The sequence below is a fragment of the Streptomyces coeruleorubidus genome (genome assembly GCF_008705135.1).
GTDB classification, from domain to species: domain Bacteria; phylum Actinomycetota; class Actinomycetes; order Streptomycetales; family Streptomycetaceae; genus Streptomyces; species Streptomyces coeruleofuscus.
In genome coordinates, this window is the sequence record NZ_CP023694.1 from 5,236,348 (window position 1) to 5,250,280 (window position 13,933).

The following is a 13,933-nucleotide window of genomic DNA, read 5'->3' on the forward strand; positions in this document are numbered from 1 at the left end:
ACCGGCTGCTCGGCGAGCTACTTGGCGTCCGCATAGCACTCCACCACCGCCGTCGTGAACGGGAACCGCACCGGCGTCTCCCCGAAGGTCAGCCGTCCGGCCACGGCCGCCGCCTCGCGGATCGCCGTCACCACCGCGGCCGCCTCCTCCTCGGGGCAGTGCACGATCACCTCGTCGTGCTGGAAGAAGACCAGCTCGGCCGCCATGCCCGCGCAAGCCTTCCGCAGCGCGGCGAGCAGCAGCAGGGCCCAGTCGGCGGCGCTGCCCTGGACGACGAAGTTGCGGGCGAAGCGGCCGCGGGCGCGGGCGTTGGTGGAGGCGTAGCCGGGGACCCACTGCCCGCCGTCGGACTGCTCGTCCTCCGGAACGGCCGACGCGGCCGGGATGCCCGCCTCCTCGGTCGCGTCGTCCGTCCCCCGGGCCGCCGGCGGGCAGGTCCGGCCGAGCCACGTCCGCACGAGCCGGCCCTCCTCCCCGGCGCGGGCCGCGTCGTCGACGTACGCCACCGCACGCGGGAAGCGGCGTCTGAGCGCGGCGAGGTTCTTCAGGCCGTCGCCGGAGGTCTGGCCGTAGACGGCGCCGAGCACGGCGAGTTTGGCCTGATCGCGGTCGCCGGAGAAGGCGCGGTCGGAGACGGACTGGTACAGGTCGCTCTCCCGGCCGGCCACCTCCATCAGGCCGGGGTCGCGGGAGATCGCGGCGAGGACGCGCGGCTCCATCTGGTCGGCGTCGGCGACGACGAGCCGCCAGCCGGGGTCGGCGACCACGGCCCGCCGGATCACCTTGGGGATCTGCAGCCCGCCCCCGCCATTGGTCACCCAGCGCCCGGTCACCGTCCCGCCCGCCAGGAACTCGGGCCTGAACCGGCCCTCGCGCACCCAGTCCTGGAGCCAGGACCAGCCGTGGGCGACCCAGATGCGGTACAGCTTCTTGTACTCGATCAGGGGCTTCACGGCCGGGTGGTCGACGGACTCGATCTCCCACCGGCGGGTCGAGGAGACCTTGATGCCGGCCTGCGCGAAGGCCTTGATCACGTCGGCCGGCAGGTCGGGGCGGACCCGGCGGCCGAACGCGGTGGACACCTCGTCGGCGAGTTCGGCCAGGCGGCGTGGTTCGCCACCGCCCGCGTACCGCTCGCCCAGCAGGTCGTGCAGCACCGCGCGGTGCACGTCGGTGCTCCAGGGCAGCCCGGCGCGGTTCATCTCGGCGGCTACCAGCATGCCCGCGGACTCGGCGGCCGTCAGCAGGCGCATCCGGTCGGGGTGCCCGGCCCGTTCGTGCCGTTGCTGCTGCTCGGCGTAGACCGCGAGGAGGTCCGGCAGGGGCAGGTGGACGCCCTGCGGCTCGAACAGTGAGGACTGGGAGCCCGGTTCGGCGGAGCGCTGCGGCGGATCGGGCGGTACGGGGCCGCCGCGCAGCCGGGCCAGGGCGGCCGCGGCCGAGCGTGGTTCCCCGTACCGCCCCTCGTGGCCGAGGAGGAGCGTCTCGGCGGTCTCGATGTCGTAGCACCGCTCGACTCGCACCCCCGTGGCGAGCAGGCGCGGGTAGACCTCGGCGGTGGACCGCCACACCCACCGCGCGACACCCGGACGGCTCCGCACGGCCTCGGCGGGATCCGCCTCCCGCCGCACCGGCCCGGCGGGCAGCCCGTCCGGACCGAGGGGGGCGACGTCCACGCCACCGTCCTCGGCCGGAGCGAGAGCCCACCGGTCGGCCATGCTGGGAGTGTGACAGGGGGGTCTGACAATGCCCTCTGGGCCGCCGTGCCGGTCGCCACCCCGGACCCGGTCGCCACCTGGGTCACCGGTCACCACCCTGGTCCCCGCCCAGGCGGTCTCACGCCTCGTCCGGCGTGTCCTTCTGCGCCTGCACGATCTTCTCCAGCACCCCGGACACGTACTGCTCGGTCGGCTCCTTGCCGATGCCCAGGCCGCTGAGGACGCCCTCGCCGTTCTCGTGCTCCAGCAGGGCGAGCAGGATGTGCTCGGTGCCGATGTAGTTGTGGCCCAGGCGCAGCGCCTCGCGGAAGGTGAGCTCCAGGACCTTCTTGGCGGCCTGGCCGTACGGCACGAGCTCCGGGGGCTCCTCGACGGCCGGCGGCAGTGCGGCGGTCGCCGCCTCGCGGACCGCGTCGAGGGAGACGCCCTGCTTGACGAGCGCCTTCGCGGCGAGACCGTCGGGCTCCGCCAGCAGACCGAGGACGAGGTGCTCGGGTACGCCCTCGGCGTTGCGCGCGGACCGGGCCTCGTTGTGCGCGGCCATCACCGTGTTGCGGGCGCGGGGCGTGTAGCGGTTGAAGCCCTGGCTCGGGTCGAGGTCCGCCGACTCCTTCGGCACGAAGCGTTTCTGCGCGGCCTGCCGGGTGACCCCCATGCTCTTGCCGATGTCCGTCCAGGAGGCGCCCGACCGCCGGGCCTGGTCCACGAAGTGGCCGATCAGGTGGTCGGCCACCTCGCCGAGGTGATCGGCGGCGAGTACCGCGTCCTGGAGCTGTTCGAGGGGTTCCTGGTGCACCTTCTTGATCGCCGCGATCAGGTCGTCGAGGCGGAACGATGACGTGATGCTGGGGTTCGTCGTCATAGTGTCAACCGTAGGTTGCGCCCCCAGGGGTGTCAACCGCGAGTTGACATCTGCCGTGACTACTTCGGAGACGTCGCCGCCAATCGCACCGCCAGCCCCGTGAACACCGTCCCGGAGACGATGTTCAGCCAGCGGTTCACGCGTGCGCTGCGCCTGAGATGGGACGCCAGCCTCCCCGCGAGCAGGCCGACGCTGCCGTCCCACAGGAAGCCCATCACCACGAGCGTGACCCCGAGCAGCAGCAACTGACCCTGGACATGACCGAGTGACGGGTCCACGAACTGCGGCAGGAACGCCACGTTGAAGAGGATCACCTTGGGGTTGAGCAGATTGGTGATCGCGCCCTGCCAGAACGCCCGCCTCATCCCCGGCCCGACCGCGCCCGTCCCCTCCTCGCCCGGCACCGAACGGTCGCGGAACGCCTTCACCGCCAGATAGAGCAGATAGGCCGCGCCCGCCCAGCGCAGCACGTGGTACAGCGTCGGCAACGCCGTGAACAGGGCCGACAGACCGAGGGCCGCCGCGCCCGCGTGCACGAGCATCGCGCACGCCACCCCGAACGCCGCCATCACCCCGGCCGTGGGCCCGCCCCGTCCGCCCATCGCCACGATGAACATCATGTCCGGGCCGGGGGTGATGCAGAGCGCGAATGCGGCGACGAGGAACGCCGCGTACAGAGACATGTCCACCATGCGGCCATGGTCGAGTCCCCGCCGTGCGCGGATGACCCAATTCCGGGGAGTGAGACGCACGAGGTCGCGCATGCCCGGCCGTCCGCACCGGCGTGGCACCATCGGCCCGTGAGTACGCCCACCACCGTCGACCGCGCGTTCGAGACCGCCCTGTACGACAACAGCGAGACGGCCCTCGACACCGGCGCGTCCCTGCTCGCGTCCGACCCGGCGGCGGACGCCGAACTCGCCCGGCGCGGTGAGGAGTTCGTGGCGACGGCCTGGCGGCGCGGCTGGCAGCCGGCCGACGTCGTACGGACCGTCCGGCGGGAGCTGGACGACATACACGTACGCCTTGTGACGGAGCTGATCCGGGCACAGGCGCCGCACGACCGTCCGCGCGGCCGCCGCTGGAGCGCGCAGCTCGCGGAGCTCCCCGCCGAGGCCCCGCCCCGCACCGACCGCTTCTCGTACGCCACCGCCGTGCTGGAGCTGTACCGCCTGCTGCTGCGCCTGCCCGCGCTCGAGTCCCTCGACGAGTCGACCGGGGAGCCGAAGGCCGAGTCCCGGATGCTCGGCCGGATCCGCGCCCTGCTCGCCAAGGCGGAGGCCACCGGCTTCCCGGAGGAGGCGGAGGCGCTCAGTGCCAAGGCGCAGGAGCTGATGGCCCGGCACAGTGTCGACGAGGCGCTGCTCGCGGCCCGGGCGCCCTCGCCCGAGACGCCCGGGGCCTGCCGGATCGGTGTCGAACCGCCGTACGAGCAGGCCAAGGCGGTGCTGCTGGACGCCGTCGCCGCCGCCAACCACTGCCGGGCGGTGTGGAACGAGCCCCTCGGCTTCTCCACCGTCGTCGGCTTCGAAACCGACCTCGAAGCGGTCGAACTCCTCTACACCTCACTCCTCGTGCAGGCCACGACCGCGATGACGAAGGCGGAGGCCGCTCAGCGTGCGGCCGGCCGCAAGCGCACCAAGACGTTCCGGCAGTCCTTCCTCGCGGCCTACGCCCACCGCATCGGCACCCGCCTCGCGGCAGCCGCCGAGACCCAGGTGACGGAGGACCTGCTCCCGGTCCTCGCCTCCCGCGACGTGGCGGTCACCGGCCGGCTGGACTCGATGTTCCCGGAGACGACCACGACCCGCCTGCGCGGTGTGCGCGACGCGGCGGGCTGGACGGAGGGCGCGCAGGCGGCGGACCGCGCCCAGGTCGGACACCGCCCGCCGCTGCGCTGACCTGCCGTCAGTCGCCCGAGGACTCGAAGCCGCTCACCGAGGCCTGCGCCGCGCCGCCCCCGTCCCTCCGGGCGACCTCGCCGTACGACCACGTCAGGTCGTGCGCGTCCTCGGGGGCGCCGGGCAGGGTGAAGGACGCCTTCCGTACGGCAAGGCTCTTCGCGGAGCCGGCCTCGCCCCGGACGTAGGTGATCGTGAAGGACGTGGTGCCGCCCTTCCCCAGCGTGAGCGGCTGGGCCTTCGCGCCCTCCACCGGGGACACGGACGTCGTGCTGTCCTCGGCCGCGAGGTCGACGGCGGGGAAGCCCTTCAGGGTGCACTGCGCGCCCTGGTTGGTGAGCGTGACGGTGACGTTGCCGGTGTCCCCGGCGGCCGGGGCGGCACCGGCCCCGACCTCCACGCCCAGGTCGCCGATCGCGCAGGCCGAACCGTTCGCCGGATCGGCGTTCTTCGCGTCGTCGTCGCCGGTCTTGCCGTCGTCGCAGGCGGTCAGCAGGAGCGTGGCGGCGAGGGCGGCTGCCAGGGTGAGGGGCAAGGTGCGCATGGGGTCCTCTGAGCGTGATGAGCATGAGCGGCTTCGGTCGGGCCCCTGGATCATCACGCACGCGGATGCGGTACGGGCACTCACCCCCCCGCGAATCCCCCGAAAGCCGGACGGGCCGAGGCGCCCGAAGGTGATCACGGCCCGTCCGTACTTCGAGGTCCTGCTACCCGAGGCCCCCCGTCGGCAGCCCGGTCGGCAGCTTCCCGCCCTCGGCCTTGGTGTACGTCTCCGCGCCGAGGCCGCCCTCCCAGGTGACCTTGAGGCTCTTGCCGCTCACGGAGTCGACCGTGCCGGTCGCCCGTTCCTTGTTGCCGTCCGTGCACTTCAGGCGGATCATCCGCGTCCCGGACTCCTCGCCCGCGGTGCCGGTGCACACGCTGCCGCCGGTGGCGAAGATCGCGGCCTGCTTGCCGGTGATCACCAGGGCCACGGCCTTCCCGCCGGTCGTCGCGAGCCAGCTTCCCTGGAGCCCGCCGGCGTCCGACCCGCCGGAACCGTCGGAACCGGACGCGGACCCGGAGTCGCCGCCCGCCCCGGTGGACGCCGTGGCGGACGGGGCCGGGCTGGACGCCGAGCCGTCCCCGGAGTCGCCGTCACCGCTGCACGCGGACAGCACGAGCACGCCCGCCAGGCCCGCGGCCGCCGCGGCGACCCGAGCGCGCCGACGCGCTCCCGGGCGACATGCTCCCGGACGACGCGAGAAGATCACCGAAGTCACTGCAAGCCCCCAAGGTGTAGCCGGCCGACGGCCCCGGTCGGAGCCCGCCGGCCCATGCCGGAACGACCGCAGCAAGCTACCAGGGCCGGTCAAGAGCCCCCGGGGCCAACCCCCGGGGGCCTCTTACCGGCCCGGCGCCGGGAAAAGCCGGGATCACCAGGACGACTTGCGTACCCCTGGCAGATATCCCGCGTGCGCCTGCTCCCGCAGGCTCACCCGGGACAGCCCGAACGTCCGGAAGTAACCGCGCGGCCGCCCGTCCACCTGGTCCCGGTTGCGCACCCGCGTGGCGCTGGCGTCGCGCGGCTGCCTGCGCAGTTCCGCCTGCGCGGCGAGCCGTTCGGCGTCCGTGGACGACGGCCGCCGGACGATCTCCTTCAGCTCGGCGCGCCGGGCGGCGTACCGCGCGACGATCTCCTGCCGCTTGTCGTTCTTCGCGATCTTGCTCTTCTTCGCCATCAGACCTTCACTCCCCGGGCGCGGATCCGGGCGACGGCCGCCTCGACTCCGATCGTGTCGATGGTCTTGATCGCCCTGGCGCTCAGCCGCAGGCGTACGTACCGGCCCTCGCTCGGCAGCCAGTAGCGCTTGGTCTGGATGTTGGGGTCGAACCGGCGTGACGTGCGCCGGTGGGAGTGCGAGATGCGGTTGCCGAAGCCGGGCTGGGTGCCGGTCAGCATGCAGTGCGCGGACATGTGGTGACGTACCTCTCTGGCTCAGGAGATGTAAATGGAATTCATTTTCAGTAGCATAGCGGCATGGCACGCAATGAACTCCGGCCGGTCATCAAGCTCCGGTCCACGGCCGGGACCGGCTACACCTACGTGACCCGCAAGAACCGTCGCAACGACCCGGACCGACTGACCTTGCGCAAGTTCGATCCGGTCGTCGGCCGCCACGTCGACTTCCGAGAGGAGCGCTGACCGATGCGCGAGGGAATCCACCCGGACTACGGCCCCGTCGTCTTCCGTGACCGTGCCGCGGACTACGCGTTCCTCACCCGCTCGACGATGACGAGCGAGAAGACGATCGAGTGGGAGGACGGCAACACCTACCCGGTCGTGGACGTCGAGATCTCCGACGTCAGCCACCCCTTCTACACCGGCACCGCCCGCGTCCTGGACACCGCGGGACGCGTGGAGCGCTTCGAGCGCCGGTACGGAAAGAAGGGCTGACCCCGTGCCCGAGCTCTCCGTCGTGATCGTCGGCGGGCTGCACGCCGACGCCCGCAAGGCGGCCGTGGCGCAGTTGCTCGCCGACGTGCCCGGCAGCGTCGCCCTCCACCACGACCTGGCGACGGCCGCGGCCGGCACGGTCGTACGGACCGTCCGGGACGCCACCGGCATCCTGGACGCGGGGGAGGCGCCGCTCGTCAACGACTGCGCCTGCTGCGCCCTGCGCGAGGACCTGGTCCCGGAGCTGGAGCGGCTCGCGGACGCCGGACACACGCCCCTGGCCGTCGTCGAGCTGTGGGACTCCGTCGAGCCCAAGGCCATGGCGGAGGTCGTCACGGCCGGCGGGCTCACCGTCACCGGCGTGATCACCGCCGTCGACCCGGCCCTGGTCCTGCCGTACCTCGGCAACGGCGACGACCTGGCCGACGGCGGTCTCGCCGCCGCCGCCACCGACCAGCGCACGGTCGCCGACACCTTCGCCCGCCAGCTGGAGTACGCCCCCGTCCTCGCGATCGCCGAGTCCCCGGAGGCCGACGACGAGGACCGCGAACTGCTCGCCCAGCTGCACCCGACGGCCCGCCAGGTCCCGATCGGCCACGGTGACCTGGCGGGCGCACCCGCGCTCGGCGCCTTCGCGCAGGGCACGGCCGACGGCCTGACCGTGCCGCCCCCGCGGCGGCGCCCGTCCTCGGGCGGGCCGCTGGCCGAGGCCGCCCTGGCCGGCTTCGACGTGGAGTCGGCGGCGTCCGCCCAGCACCCGGCCTGCGCCCTGTTCCCCGCCGAGGCCGACGCGCACGGCGTCTCCACCCTGGTCTGGCAGCAGCGCCGCCCCTTCCACCCGGAGCGGCTCTACGCGGCCCTGGAGGACCTGACCTGCGCGGCCGCCCGCAGCCGGGGCAGGTTCTGGCTCGCCGACAAGCCCGACACGCTGTTCCACTGGGACGCGGCGGGCGGGGCGCTCTGCGTGGAGAGCGTGGGGCCGTGGCTGGCCTCGCTGCCGGACGCGGCCTGGGAGATGGTCCCGCCGGTGCGCCGTGCCGCCGCCGCGCTGGACTGGCACCCCGAGCACGGCGACCGCGGCCAGCACCTGGTCTTCACCTCGCCCGGCCTGGACCGGGACGGCCTGGAGCGGCTGCTGGAGTCCTGCCTGCTGACCGACGCCGAGTACGCGGCCGGGCGCGACGCCTGGCAGCGCCTGCCGCACGCCTTCGACACCCTCCTGGAGGTCTGACCCGACATGCCCCGCAAGATCGACCGCAAGCCCGTCAAGAACCGTCCCAACCCGTTGGACCAGGCCGGGATCGAGTACATCGACTACAAGGACACCGACCTGCTGCGGAAGTTCATCTCCGACCGCGGCAAGATCCGCAGCCGCCGGGTCACCCGCGTGTCGGCCCAGCAGCAGCGGCAGCTCGCCCGGGCGATCAAGAACGCGCGCGAGATGGCGCTGCTGCCGTACTCCAGCCGCTGAGGCCCTACGCCGGCCGCAGACCGTCCCAACCCGGGTGAGGTTCCCCACGCTTGACGCGTGGGGAACCTCATGCTTTGGTCGCGGGGCCGCACGGGGCGCATGCCGGGCGGTCCGTCAGGGCCGGGTGGCCGACTGCCTGTCCGGCGATGGTCCGACCTCGGTACGGGCCCGGAGGACGACCTCACGGTCATCCGCACGGCCCATTTCTCCCCGCCTCCGCATACCGCGGCCGTCTTCCGCATCGAGGCCGGACGGTCCTGCCCGGGGCGCCGGACCCCACGCCCCAGCTCCCGCTTCTCCGGCCGGCCACCGCCCCGGCACCCGTTCCCGCCGCCGAGCGGATGCTCCGCCTCCACGACACCTCCGCCGAACCCGCCGACTTGGCCGCGGGCCCCGGGGAACGAGCGGCGGTGCAGGGCCGTCAAACAGGCAAGAGCTTTCGGTAAAGCGGTCGTCAAAGCTGTAACCGGAGGACCACCCCCCGTGCACGTGCATCTGCCCATGCATCTGCACATGAACAGGGCTATGATCCGGGTCAGTTGACCACTGCATCAATGGCCACACCAGCCAGTGCACCACCGGGGAGCGACCTGTGGACCACGACGTGTACAACGGTATGGCGGCCACCAGGCTTCGCGATGTGGCCTGGCAGAAGAGCCGGCACAGCAACTCGCAGGGCTCGTGCGTGGAGTTCGCCCGGCTGCCGGGCGGTGACGTGGCCGTCCGCAACTCGCGCTTCCCCGACGGTCCCGCGCTGGTCTACACCCGTGCGGAGATCGAGGCCATGCTGCTGGGTGTGAAGGACGGCGAGTTCGACCACCTGGTGGGGGGCTGACGTCCCGGCAGGCCCCTGGCGTGAAACGGGGCAATCGGTACTCGACGCGCCGCGACGCGCGTAGAACCGCGGCGTCAGGAAGCGCCGCGGTTTCTCATTCCGCGTTCGGCCCCGAACCGGGCCGCGGCAGCCGGAACAGCGCCCAGACCACCTTGCCGTCGAGCGCGCCCGCCAGCGGGTGCCAGCCCCAGCTGTCGCTGAAGGAGTCGACGAGGAACAGCCCGCGGCCCGACTCGGCCGAGAAGTCGTCGGTCTCCCGGGTGACGGGACTGTCGTGACTGGGATCGCGCACCGCGCACACCAGCCGCTCGGCCCACCGCATCAGGTGCAGCCGTACGGGAGGTTCGTGACCGGCGGCACACCGGCTGCTCGCCGGCAGGCCGTGCCGCAGGGCGTTGGTGACGAGTTCCGAGACCACCAGGCAGACGTCGTCGAAACGGTCGCCCATGTCCCACTGGTCGAGCGTTCTGCGGGTGAACCGCCGTGCCTCGCGCACTGCTTCGTAGCGGGCGGGCAGAGCGCAGGAGGCGGCGTCGGACACGGCCGCGGGATCCAGCGGCGGAAGGCCCTGCCGTAACGGCTCGAGCATGGTCGATCCATTCGTCCCCATGCGAGGCACTCCCGGGAATTCGCGGTCGGTGCGATGCGGCGGTGGTGCGGGACCATGGTTTCGGATGCGTACAGCAGATGCAAGGGCAGATGCACGTGCAGGTGACCGGAATGAGTCGTCCCGTACCGCTTGTTGGTCAATTTTTCCGTCATCTTCGCGGCGCTGTCCGCCCGTTCGCTTTCCTCTTTCCTCGTTTCGCGTGCGTGCGTCCGGCGGCCCGATTCCGTTTCCGTAACCGGACGAGTACTGCTCGGAGTGTTTTAGTGGCAGACTTCGGCCCCTGGAGACGTTGGGGAGGCTGGCGAACGTGAGCGCGGGAGAGCCGGGATCGGTGGTGCGGCGCATGCTGCTCGGATCACAACTCAGGCGACTGCGTGAGGCGCGGGGCATCACGCGCGAGGCGGCGGGCTATTCGATCCGCGCCTCCGAGTCGAAGATCAGCCGGATGGAATTGGGCCGGGTGAGCTTCAAGACCAGAGACGTCGAGGACCTGCTGACGCTGTACGGCATCACGGACGAGCAGGAGCGCGCCTCCCTGCTGTCCCTGGCCAAGGAGGCCAACGTCGCGGGCTGGTGGCACAGTTACTCGGACGTGCTGCCGAGCTGGTTCCCCACCTACGTCGGCCTGGAGGGCGCCGCCTCGCTGATCCGGGCGTACGAGGTGCAGTTCGTGCACGGCCTGCTCCAGACCGAGGCGTACGCCCACGCGGTGGTCCGGCGCGGCATGCAGGGCGCCAGCGAGGCCGATGTCGAGCGGCGCGTGGCGCTGCGCCTGGAGCGGCAGAAGTACCTCGTCGACGAGCGCGCGCCCGACTTCCACATCATCCTGGACGAGGCCGCCCTGCGCCGCCCGTACGGCGACCGCGAGGTGATGCGCGGCCAGCTCCAGCACCTCATCGAGGTCTCCGAGCGGCCCAACGTGCGGCTTCAGATCGTGCCGTTCAGCCTCGGCGGCCACTCCGGCGAAAGTGGCGCGTTCACGATCCTCAGCTTCCCGGAGTCCGACCTCTCGGACGTCGTCTACCTGGAGCAGCTCACCAGCGCTCTGTACCTGGACAAGCCCGAGGACGTCGCCCAGTACGAGAAGGCGCTCAAGGAGCTCCAGAGCGACAGCCCGGGCCCTTCGGAGAGCCGGGATCTCCTCCGGGGGCTCCTCCAACTCTCCTGAAGCCTCCAACTCGCCTGAAACGTCAGTACGATGACGTGTGATCAGATCGTGAAGGCGCGATCGAGGGTCTGCTAGGGATCGAGGGATCACATGTCGTCGTCCTACTTCACCGACCTTGCACAGCAGTACATCGACGGTGAGTGGCGCCCGGGTACCGGTTCCTGGGACATCATCGACTTCAACCCGTACGACGACGAGAAGCTGGCGTCGATCACGATAGCCACCGTCGACGAGGTCGACCAGGCGTACCAGGCGGCCGCCCGGGCCCAGAAGCAGTGGGCCGCGACCAACCCCTACGTCCGCCGTGGCGTCTTCGAGAAGGCCCTGAGGCTCATCGAGGAGCGCGAGGCCGAGATATCCGAGGCGATCGTCGCCGAGCTCGGCGGGACGCGCCTGAAGGCCGCCTTCGAACTGCACCTCGCCAAGGAGTTCCTGCGCGAGGCGGTCCAGCTCGCGCTGCGCCCCGAAGGCCGGATCCTCCCCTCGCCGGTGGACGGCAAGGAGAACCGCGTCTACCGCGTACCGGTCGGCGTCGTGGGCGTGATCAGCCCCTTCAACTTCCCGTTCCTGCTCTCGATCAAGTCCGTCGCCCCGGCGCTCGCGCTCGGCAACGCCGTGGTGCTCAAGCCGCACCAGAACACGCCGATCGTCGGCGGCGCCCTGGTCGCGAAGATCTTCGAGGACGCGGGGCTGCCCGGCGGTCTGCTGAACGTCGTCATCACCGACATCGCGGAGATCGGCGACGCCTTCCTCGAGCACCCGGTGCCCAAGGTCATCTCCTTCACCGGCTCCGACCAGGTCGGCCGGCACGTGGCCACCGTCTGCGCCCGGCAGTTCAAGCGCTCAGTCCTCGAACTCGGTGGCAACAGCGCGCTGGTGGTCCTCGACGACGCCGACATCGACTACGCGGTCGACGCGGCCGTCTTCAGCCGGTACGTCCATCAGGGCCAGGTCTGCATGGCCGCCAACCGCATCCTGGTCGACCGGACCGTCGCCGGCGAGTTCACCGAGAAGTTCGTCGCCAAGGTGAAGACCCTCAAGGCGGGCGACCCGCGCGACCCGGAGACCGTCATCGGCCCGGTCATCAACTCCTCGCAGGCGGACGCCGTCGCGGGCGCGGTCGAGCAGGCCCTCGCCGAGGGCGCCACGGCCCTGGTGCGCGGCGGGCGCATCGACAACCTCGTCGAGCCGTCCGTCCTGACCGGCCTGCCCGCCGACTCGGCCCTGCTGCGGCAGGAGGTCTTCGGCCCGGTCGCCTTCCTCGTCCCGTTCGACGGCGAGGAGGAGGCCGTACGCCTCGTCAACGACACCCCGTACGGCCTGAGCGGCGCCGTCCACACCGGTGACATCGAGCGCGGTGTGAACTTCGCCAAGCAGATCGACACCGGCATGTTCCACGTGAACGACGGCACCGTCCACGACGAGCCGATCGTCCCGTTCGGCGGCGAGAAGCACTCGGGTCTGGGCCGGCTCAACGGCGAGACGATGCTGGACTCCTTCACCACGCTGAAGTGGATCTCCGTGCAGCACGGGCGGAGCGGTTTCCCGTTCTAGACCTCAACGGCGGTCCCTTGCGGACAGAACCTGACCGCAAGGGTCCGTAACTTCGTCTGTGTCGGGGGAGAGGCCCCCGGATCCGGCGAAAGGCGGCGGTCATGGTCACTCACGTTCCCGCGGAGGCACCCGGCGACGAGCGCGGAGCGCTGCTCTCCTTCATCGAGGAGCAGCGCGGCGGCATCCGGCGGGCGGTGCTGGGGCTGACCGAGGAGCAGGCCGCGAGCACGCCCAGCGCCAGTGAGCTGTCGCTCGGCGGGCTGCTCAAGCACGTCGCCGAGGTCGAGCAGGGCTGGATCGCGCGTGCCAAGGGCGAGCCGCCGGCCGTCCAGCGGGACGAGTCGAACTGGCACGAGTGCTTCCGGCTGGTGGGCGACGAAAGCGTGGAGTCCTGTCTCGCGTACTACGAGAAGGTGGCGGCCGAGACGGAGGCGTTCATCCGATCGGCGCCCAGCCTCGACGACACCTTCCTGCTGGAGAAGACGTCCTGGAACCCGAAGGACGAGTGGCTCTCGCTGCGCTGGGTGTGCCTGCACCTGATCCGCGAGACGGCCCGGCACGCCGGCCACGCCGACATCATCCGGGAGTCGCTGGACGGCGCCACCGCCTTCGAACTGGTGGCGAAGGAGCAGGGCAGCTCCTGGGGCTGAGGCCCTGTGGTTCTACGCTGGCCCCATGTCAGCGATCCGTCTCCTCGTGCTCGGCGCGGTCCGCATGCACGGGCGGGCCCACGGCTACCAGGTGCGCAACGACCTGGAGTACTGGGGCGCGCACGAGTGGTCCAGCGCCAAGCCCGGCTCGATCTACCACGCCCTGAAGCAGATGGCGAAGCAAGGGCTGCTGCACGCGCACGAGGTCGCCCCGTCCACGGCCGGCGGCCCGCCGCGCACGGAGTACGAGCTCACCGGGCAGGGGACCGAGGAGTACTTCCGGCTGCTGCGCGAGGCGCTGGTCACGTACGACCAGCGGGGGGACGTGAAGACGGCCGCCGTCGGCTTCGTCGTCGACCTGCCGCGGGCCGAGGCGGTCGCGCTGCTGAAGGAGCGCACCCTGCGGATCGAGCAGTGGCGGGCCTCCGTCCTGGAGCACTACGTCCCCGAGGAGGGGTCCGGACAACTGGGCCACATCGGCGAGATCATGAACATGTGGGTCCACACGGCCGACTCCGAGGCCGAGTGGACCCGCGGTCTCATCGAGCGCATCGAGGGCGGTGCCTACACCTTCGCCGACGAGGGCGACCCGTTCGTCGGCGTGCTGGCCGAGGGCGCGGAGAACCCGTACGCGACGGGGGAGCGGCACCCGGAGGACGACCGCTAATCAAATTTGACGAATGGAAGGCCCGGGGTTACCTTCGAGCGTGTAGTCAAGTTTGACTAG

18 protein-coding genes are annotated in these 13,933 nt (G+C 71.5%); 10 read left to right on the top strand and 8 right to left on the bottom strand.

Annotated features, from left to right (window positions below; genetic code table 11):
- Nucleotides 1-17 precede the first annotated feature (17 nt).
- The 3 genes from CP976_RS24165 to CP976_RS24175 all read right to left on the bottom strand — a co-directional run bounded on the left by CP976_RS24165 (nucleotide 18) and on the right by CP976_RS24175 (nucleotide 3,272).
- Nucleotides 18-1,718, bottom strand: a complete 1,701-nt coding sequence (locus CP976_RS24165) for a bifunctional 3'-5' exonuclease/DNA polymerase (RefSeq protein ID WP_150482261.1) — start codon at nucleotides 1,716-1,718, stop codon at nucleotides 18-20.
- Nucleotides 1,719-1,836: 118 nt separating this feature from the next.
- Nucleotides 1,837-2,580 (bottom strand): Clp protease N-terminal domain-containing protein, encoded by a 744-nt coding sequence (locus CP976_RS24170; RefSeq protein WP_150482262.1) that lies wholly within the window; start codon nucleotides 2,578-2,580, stop codon nucleotides 1,837-1,839.
- 59 nt (nucleotides 2,581-2,639) lie between these two features.
- A complete protein-coding gene (locus tag CP976_RS24175; protein ID WP_150482263.1) occupies nucleotides 2,640-3,272 on the bottom strand; it encodes a LysE family translocator in 633 nt (210 codons plus the stop codon).
- A gap of 108 nt (nucleotides 3,273-3,380) precedes the next feature.
- On the opposite strand from CP976_RS24175, the gene CP976_RS24180 reads away from it, so the two are divergent.
- Complete coding sequence (locus CP976_RS24180) at nucleotides 3,381-4,481, top strand: DUF2786 domain-containing protein (protein ID WP_167537401.1); 1,101 nt, start codon at nucleotides 3,381-3,383, stop codon at nucleotides 4,479-4,481.
- Between the two features lie 7 nt (nucleotides 4,482-4,488).
- Here CP976_RS24180 and CP976_RS24185 read toward each other — a convergent pair whose 3' ends face one another.
- From CP976_RS24185 to rpmB, 4 genes are all read right to left on the bottom strand, one after another.
- Nucleotides 4,489-5,025, bottom strand: a complete 537-nt coding sequence (locus CP976_RS24185) for a DUF4232 domain-containing protein (protein WP_150482265.1) — start codon at nucleotides 5,023-5,025, stop codon at nucleotides 4,489-4,491.
- A gap of 163 nt (nucleotides 5,026-5,188) precedes the next feature.
- Entirely contained in the window at nucleotides 5,189-5,734 is a 546-nt protein-coding gene (locus CP976_RS24190; protein WP_373304855.1) for a hypothetical protein, read from the bottom strand.
- A gap of 162 nt (nucleotides 5,735-5,896) precedes the next feature.
- Complete coding sequence (gene rpsN, locus CP976_RS24195; protein ID WP_150482266.1) at nucleotides 5,897-6,202, bottom strand: 30S ribosomal protein S14; 306 nt, start codon at nucleotides 6,200-6,202, stop codon at nucleotides 5,897-5,899.
- The gene (gene rpmB / locus CP976_RS24200; RefSeq protein ID WP_059419095.1) at nucleotides 6,202-6,438 is read right to left on the bottom strand and encodes a 50S ribosomal protein L28; all 237 of its coding nucleotides are present in this window, start codon (nucleotides 6,436-6,438) and stop codon (nucleotides 6,202-6,204) included. The genes rpsN and rpmB overlap by 1 nt, the downstream gene beginning before the upstream one ends.
- Before the next feature lie 63 nt (nucleotides 6,439-6,501).
- Here rpmB and rpmG point away from each other — a divergent pair, with 63 nt between their 5' ends.
- From rpmG to CP976_RS24225, 5 genes are all read left to right on the top strand, one after another.
- Nucleotides 6,502-6,666 (top strand): 50S ribosomal protein L33, encoded by a 165-nt coding sequence (gene rpmG, locus CP976_RS24205; protein WP_010044249.1) that lies wholly within the window; start codon nucleotides 6,502-6,504, stop codon nucleotides 6,664-6,666.
- A 3-nt stretch (nucleotides 6,667-6,669) separates the two neighbouring features.
- The gene (locus CP976_RS24210; RefSeq protein WP_086847611.1) at nucleotides 6,670-6,918 is read left to right on the top strand and encodes a type B 50S ribosomal protein L31; all 249 of its coding nucleotides are present in this window, start codon (nucleotides 6,670-6,672) and stop codon (nucleotides 6,916-6,918) included.
- A 4-nt stretch (nucleotides 6,919-6,922) separates the two neighbouring features.
- Nucleotides 6,923-8,149, top strand: coding sequence for a CobW family GTP-binding protein (locus CP976_RS24215; protein WP_150482267.1), 1,227 nt, complete (start codon nucleotides 6,923-6,925; stop codon nucleotides 8,147-8,149).
- A gap of 6 nt (nucleotides 8,150-8,155) precedes the next feature.
- Complete coding sequence (gene rpsR, locus CP976_RS24220) at nucleotides 8,156-8,389, top strand: 30S ribosomal protein S18 (RefSeq protein WP_059419099.1); 234 nt, start codon at nucleotides 8,156-8,158, stop codon at nucleotides 8,387-8,389.
- Nucleotides 8,390-9,005: 616 nt separating this feature from the next.
- Nucleotides 9,006-9,224 (top strand): DUF397 domain-containing protein, encoded by a 219-nt coding sequence (locus tag CP976_RS24225; RefSeq protein WP_229875490.1) that lies wholly within the window; start codon nucleotides 9,006-9,008, stop codon nucleotides 9,222-9,224.
- 94 nt (nucleotides 9,225-9,318) lie between these two features.
- Here CP976_RS24225 and CP976_RS24230 read toward each other — a convergent pair whose 3' ends face one another.
- The gene (locus tag CP976_RS24230) at nucleotides 9,319-9,834 is read right to left on the bottom strand and encodes an ATP-binding protein (protein ID WP_150482269.1); all 516 of its coding nucleotides are present in this window, start codon (nucleotides 9,832-9,834) and stop codon (nucleotides 9,319-9,321) included.
- Between the two features lie 343 nt (nucleotides 9,835-10,177).
- Here CP976_RS24230 and CP976_RS24240 point away from each other — a divergent pair, with 343 nt between their 5' ends.
- The 4 genes from CP976_RS24240 (at nucleotide 10,178) to CP976_RS24255 (ending at nucleotide 13,873) form a co-directional block, all read left to right on the top strand.
- Nucleotides 10,178-11,002, top strand: coding sequence for a helix-turn-helix domain-containing protein (locus CP976_RS24240; protein WP_150485483.1), 825 nt, complete (start codon nucleotides 10,178-10,180; stop codon nucleotides 11,000-11,002).
- Between the two features lie 90 nt (nucleotides 11,003-11,092).
- A complete protein-coding gene (locus CP976_RS24245; RefSeq protein ID WP_150482271.1) occupies nucleotides 11,093-12,556 on the top strand; it encodes an aldehyde dehydrogenase family protein in 1,464 nt (487 codons plus the stop codon).
- 101 nt (nucleotides 12,557-12,657) lie between these two features.
- On the top strand, nucleotides 12,658-13,206 hold the full coding sequence (locus CP976_RS24250; RefSeq protein ID WP_150482272.1) for a DinB family protein: 549 nt from the start codon (nucleotides 12,658-12,660) through the stop codon (nucleotides 13,204-13,206).
- 25 nt (nucleotides 13,207-13,231) lie between these two features.
- Nucleotides 13,232-13,873, top strand: coding sequence for a PadR family transcriptional regulator (locus tag CP976_RS24255; RefSeq protein WP_150482273.1), 642 nt, complete (start codon nucleotides 13,232-13,234; stop codon nucleotides 13,871-13,873).
- The last annotated feature ends 60 nt before the right edge of the window (nucleotides 13,874-13,933 follow it).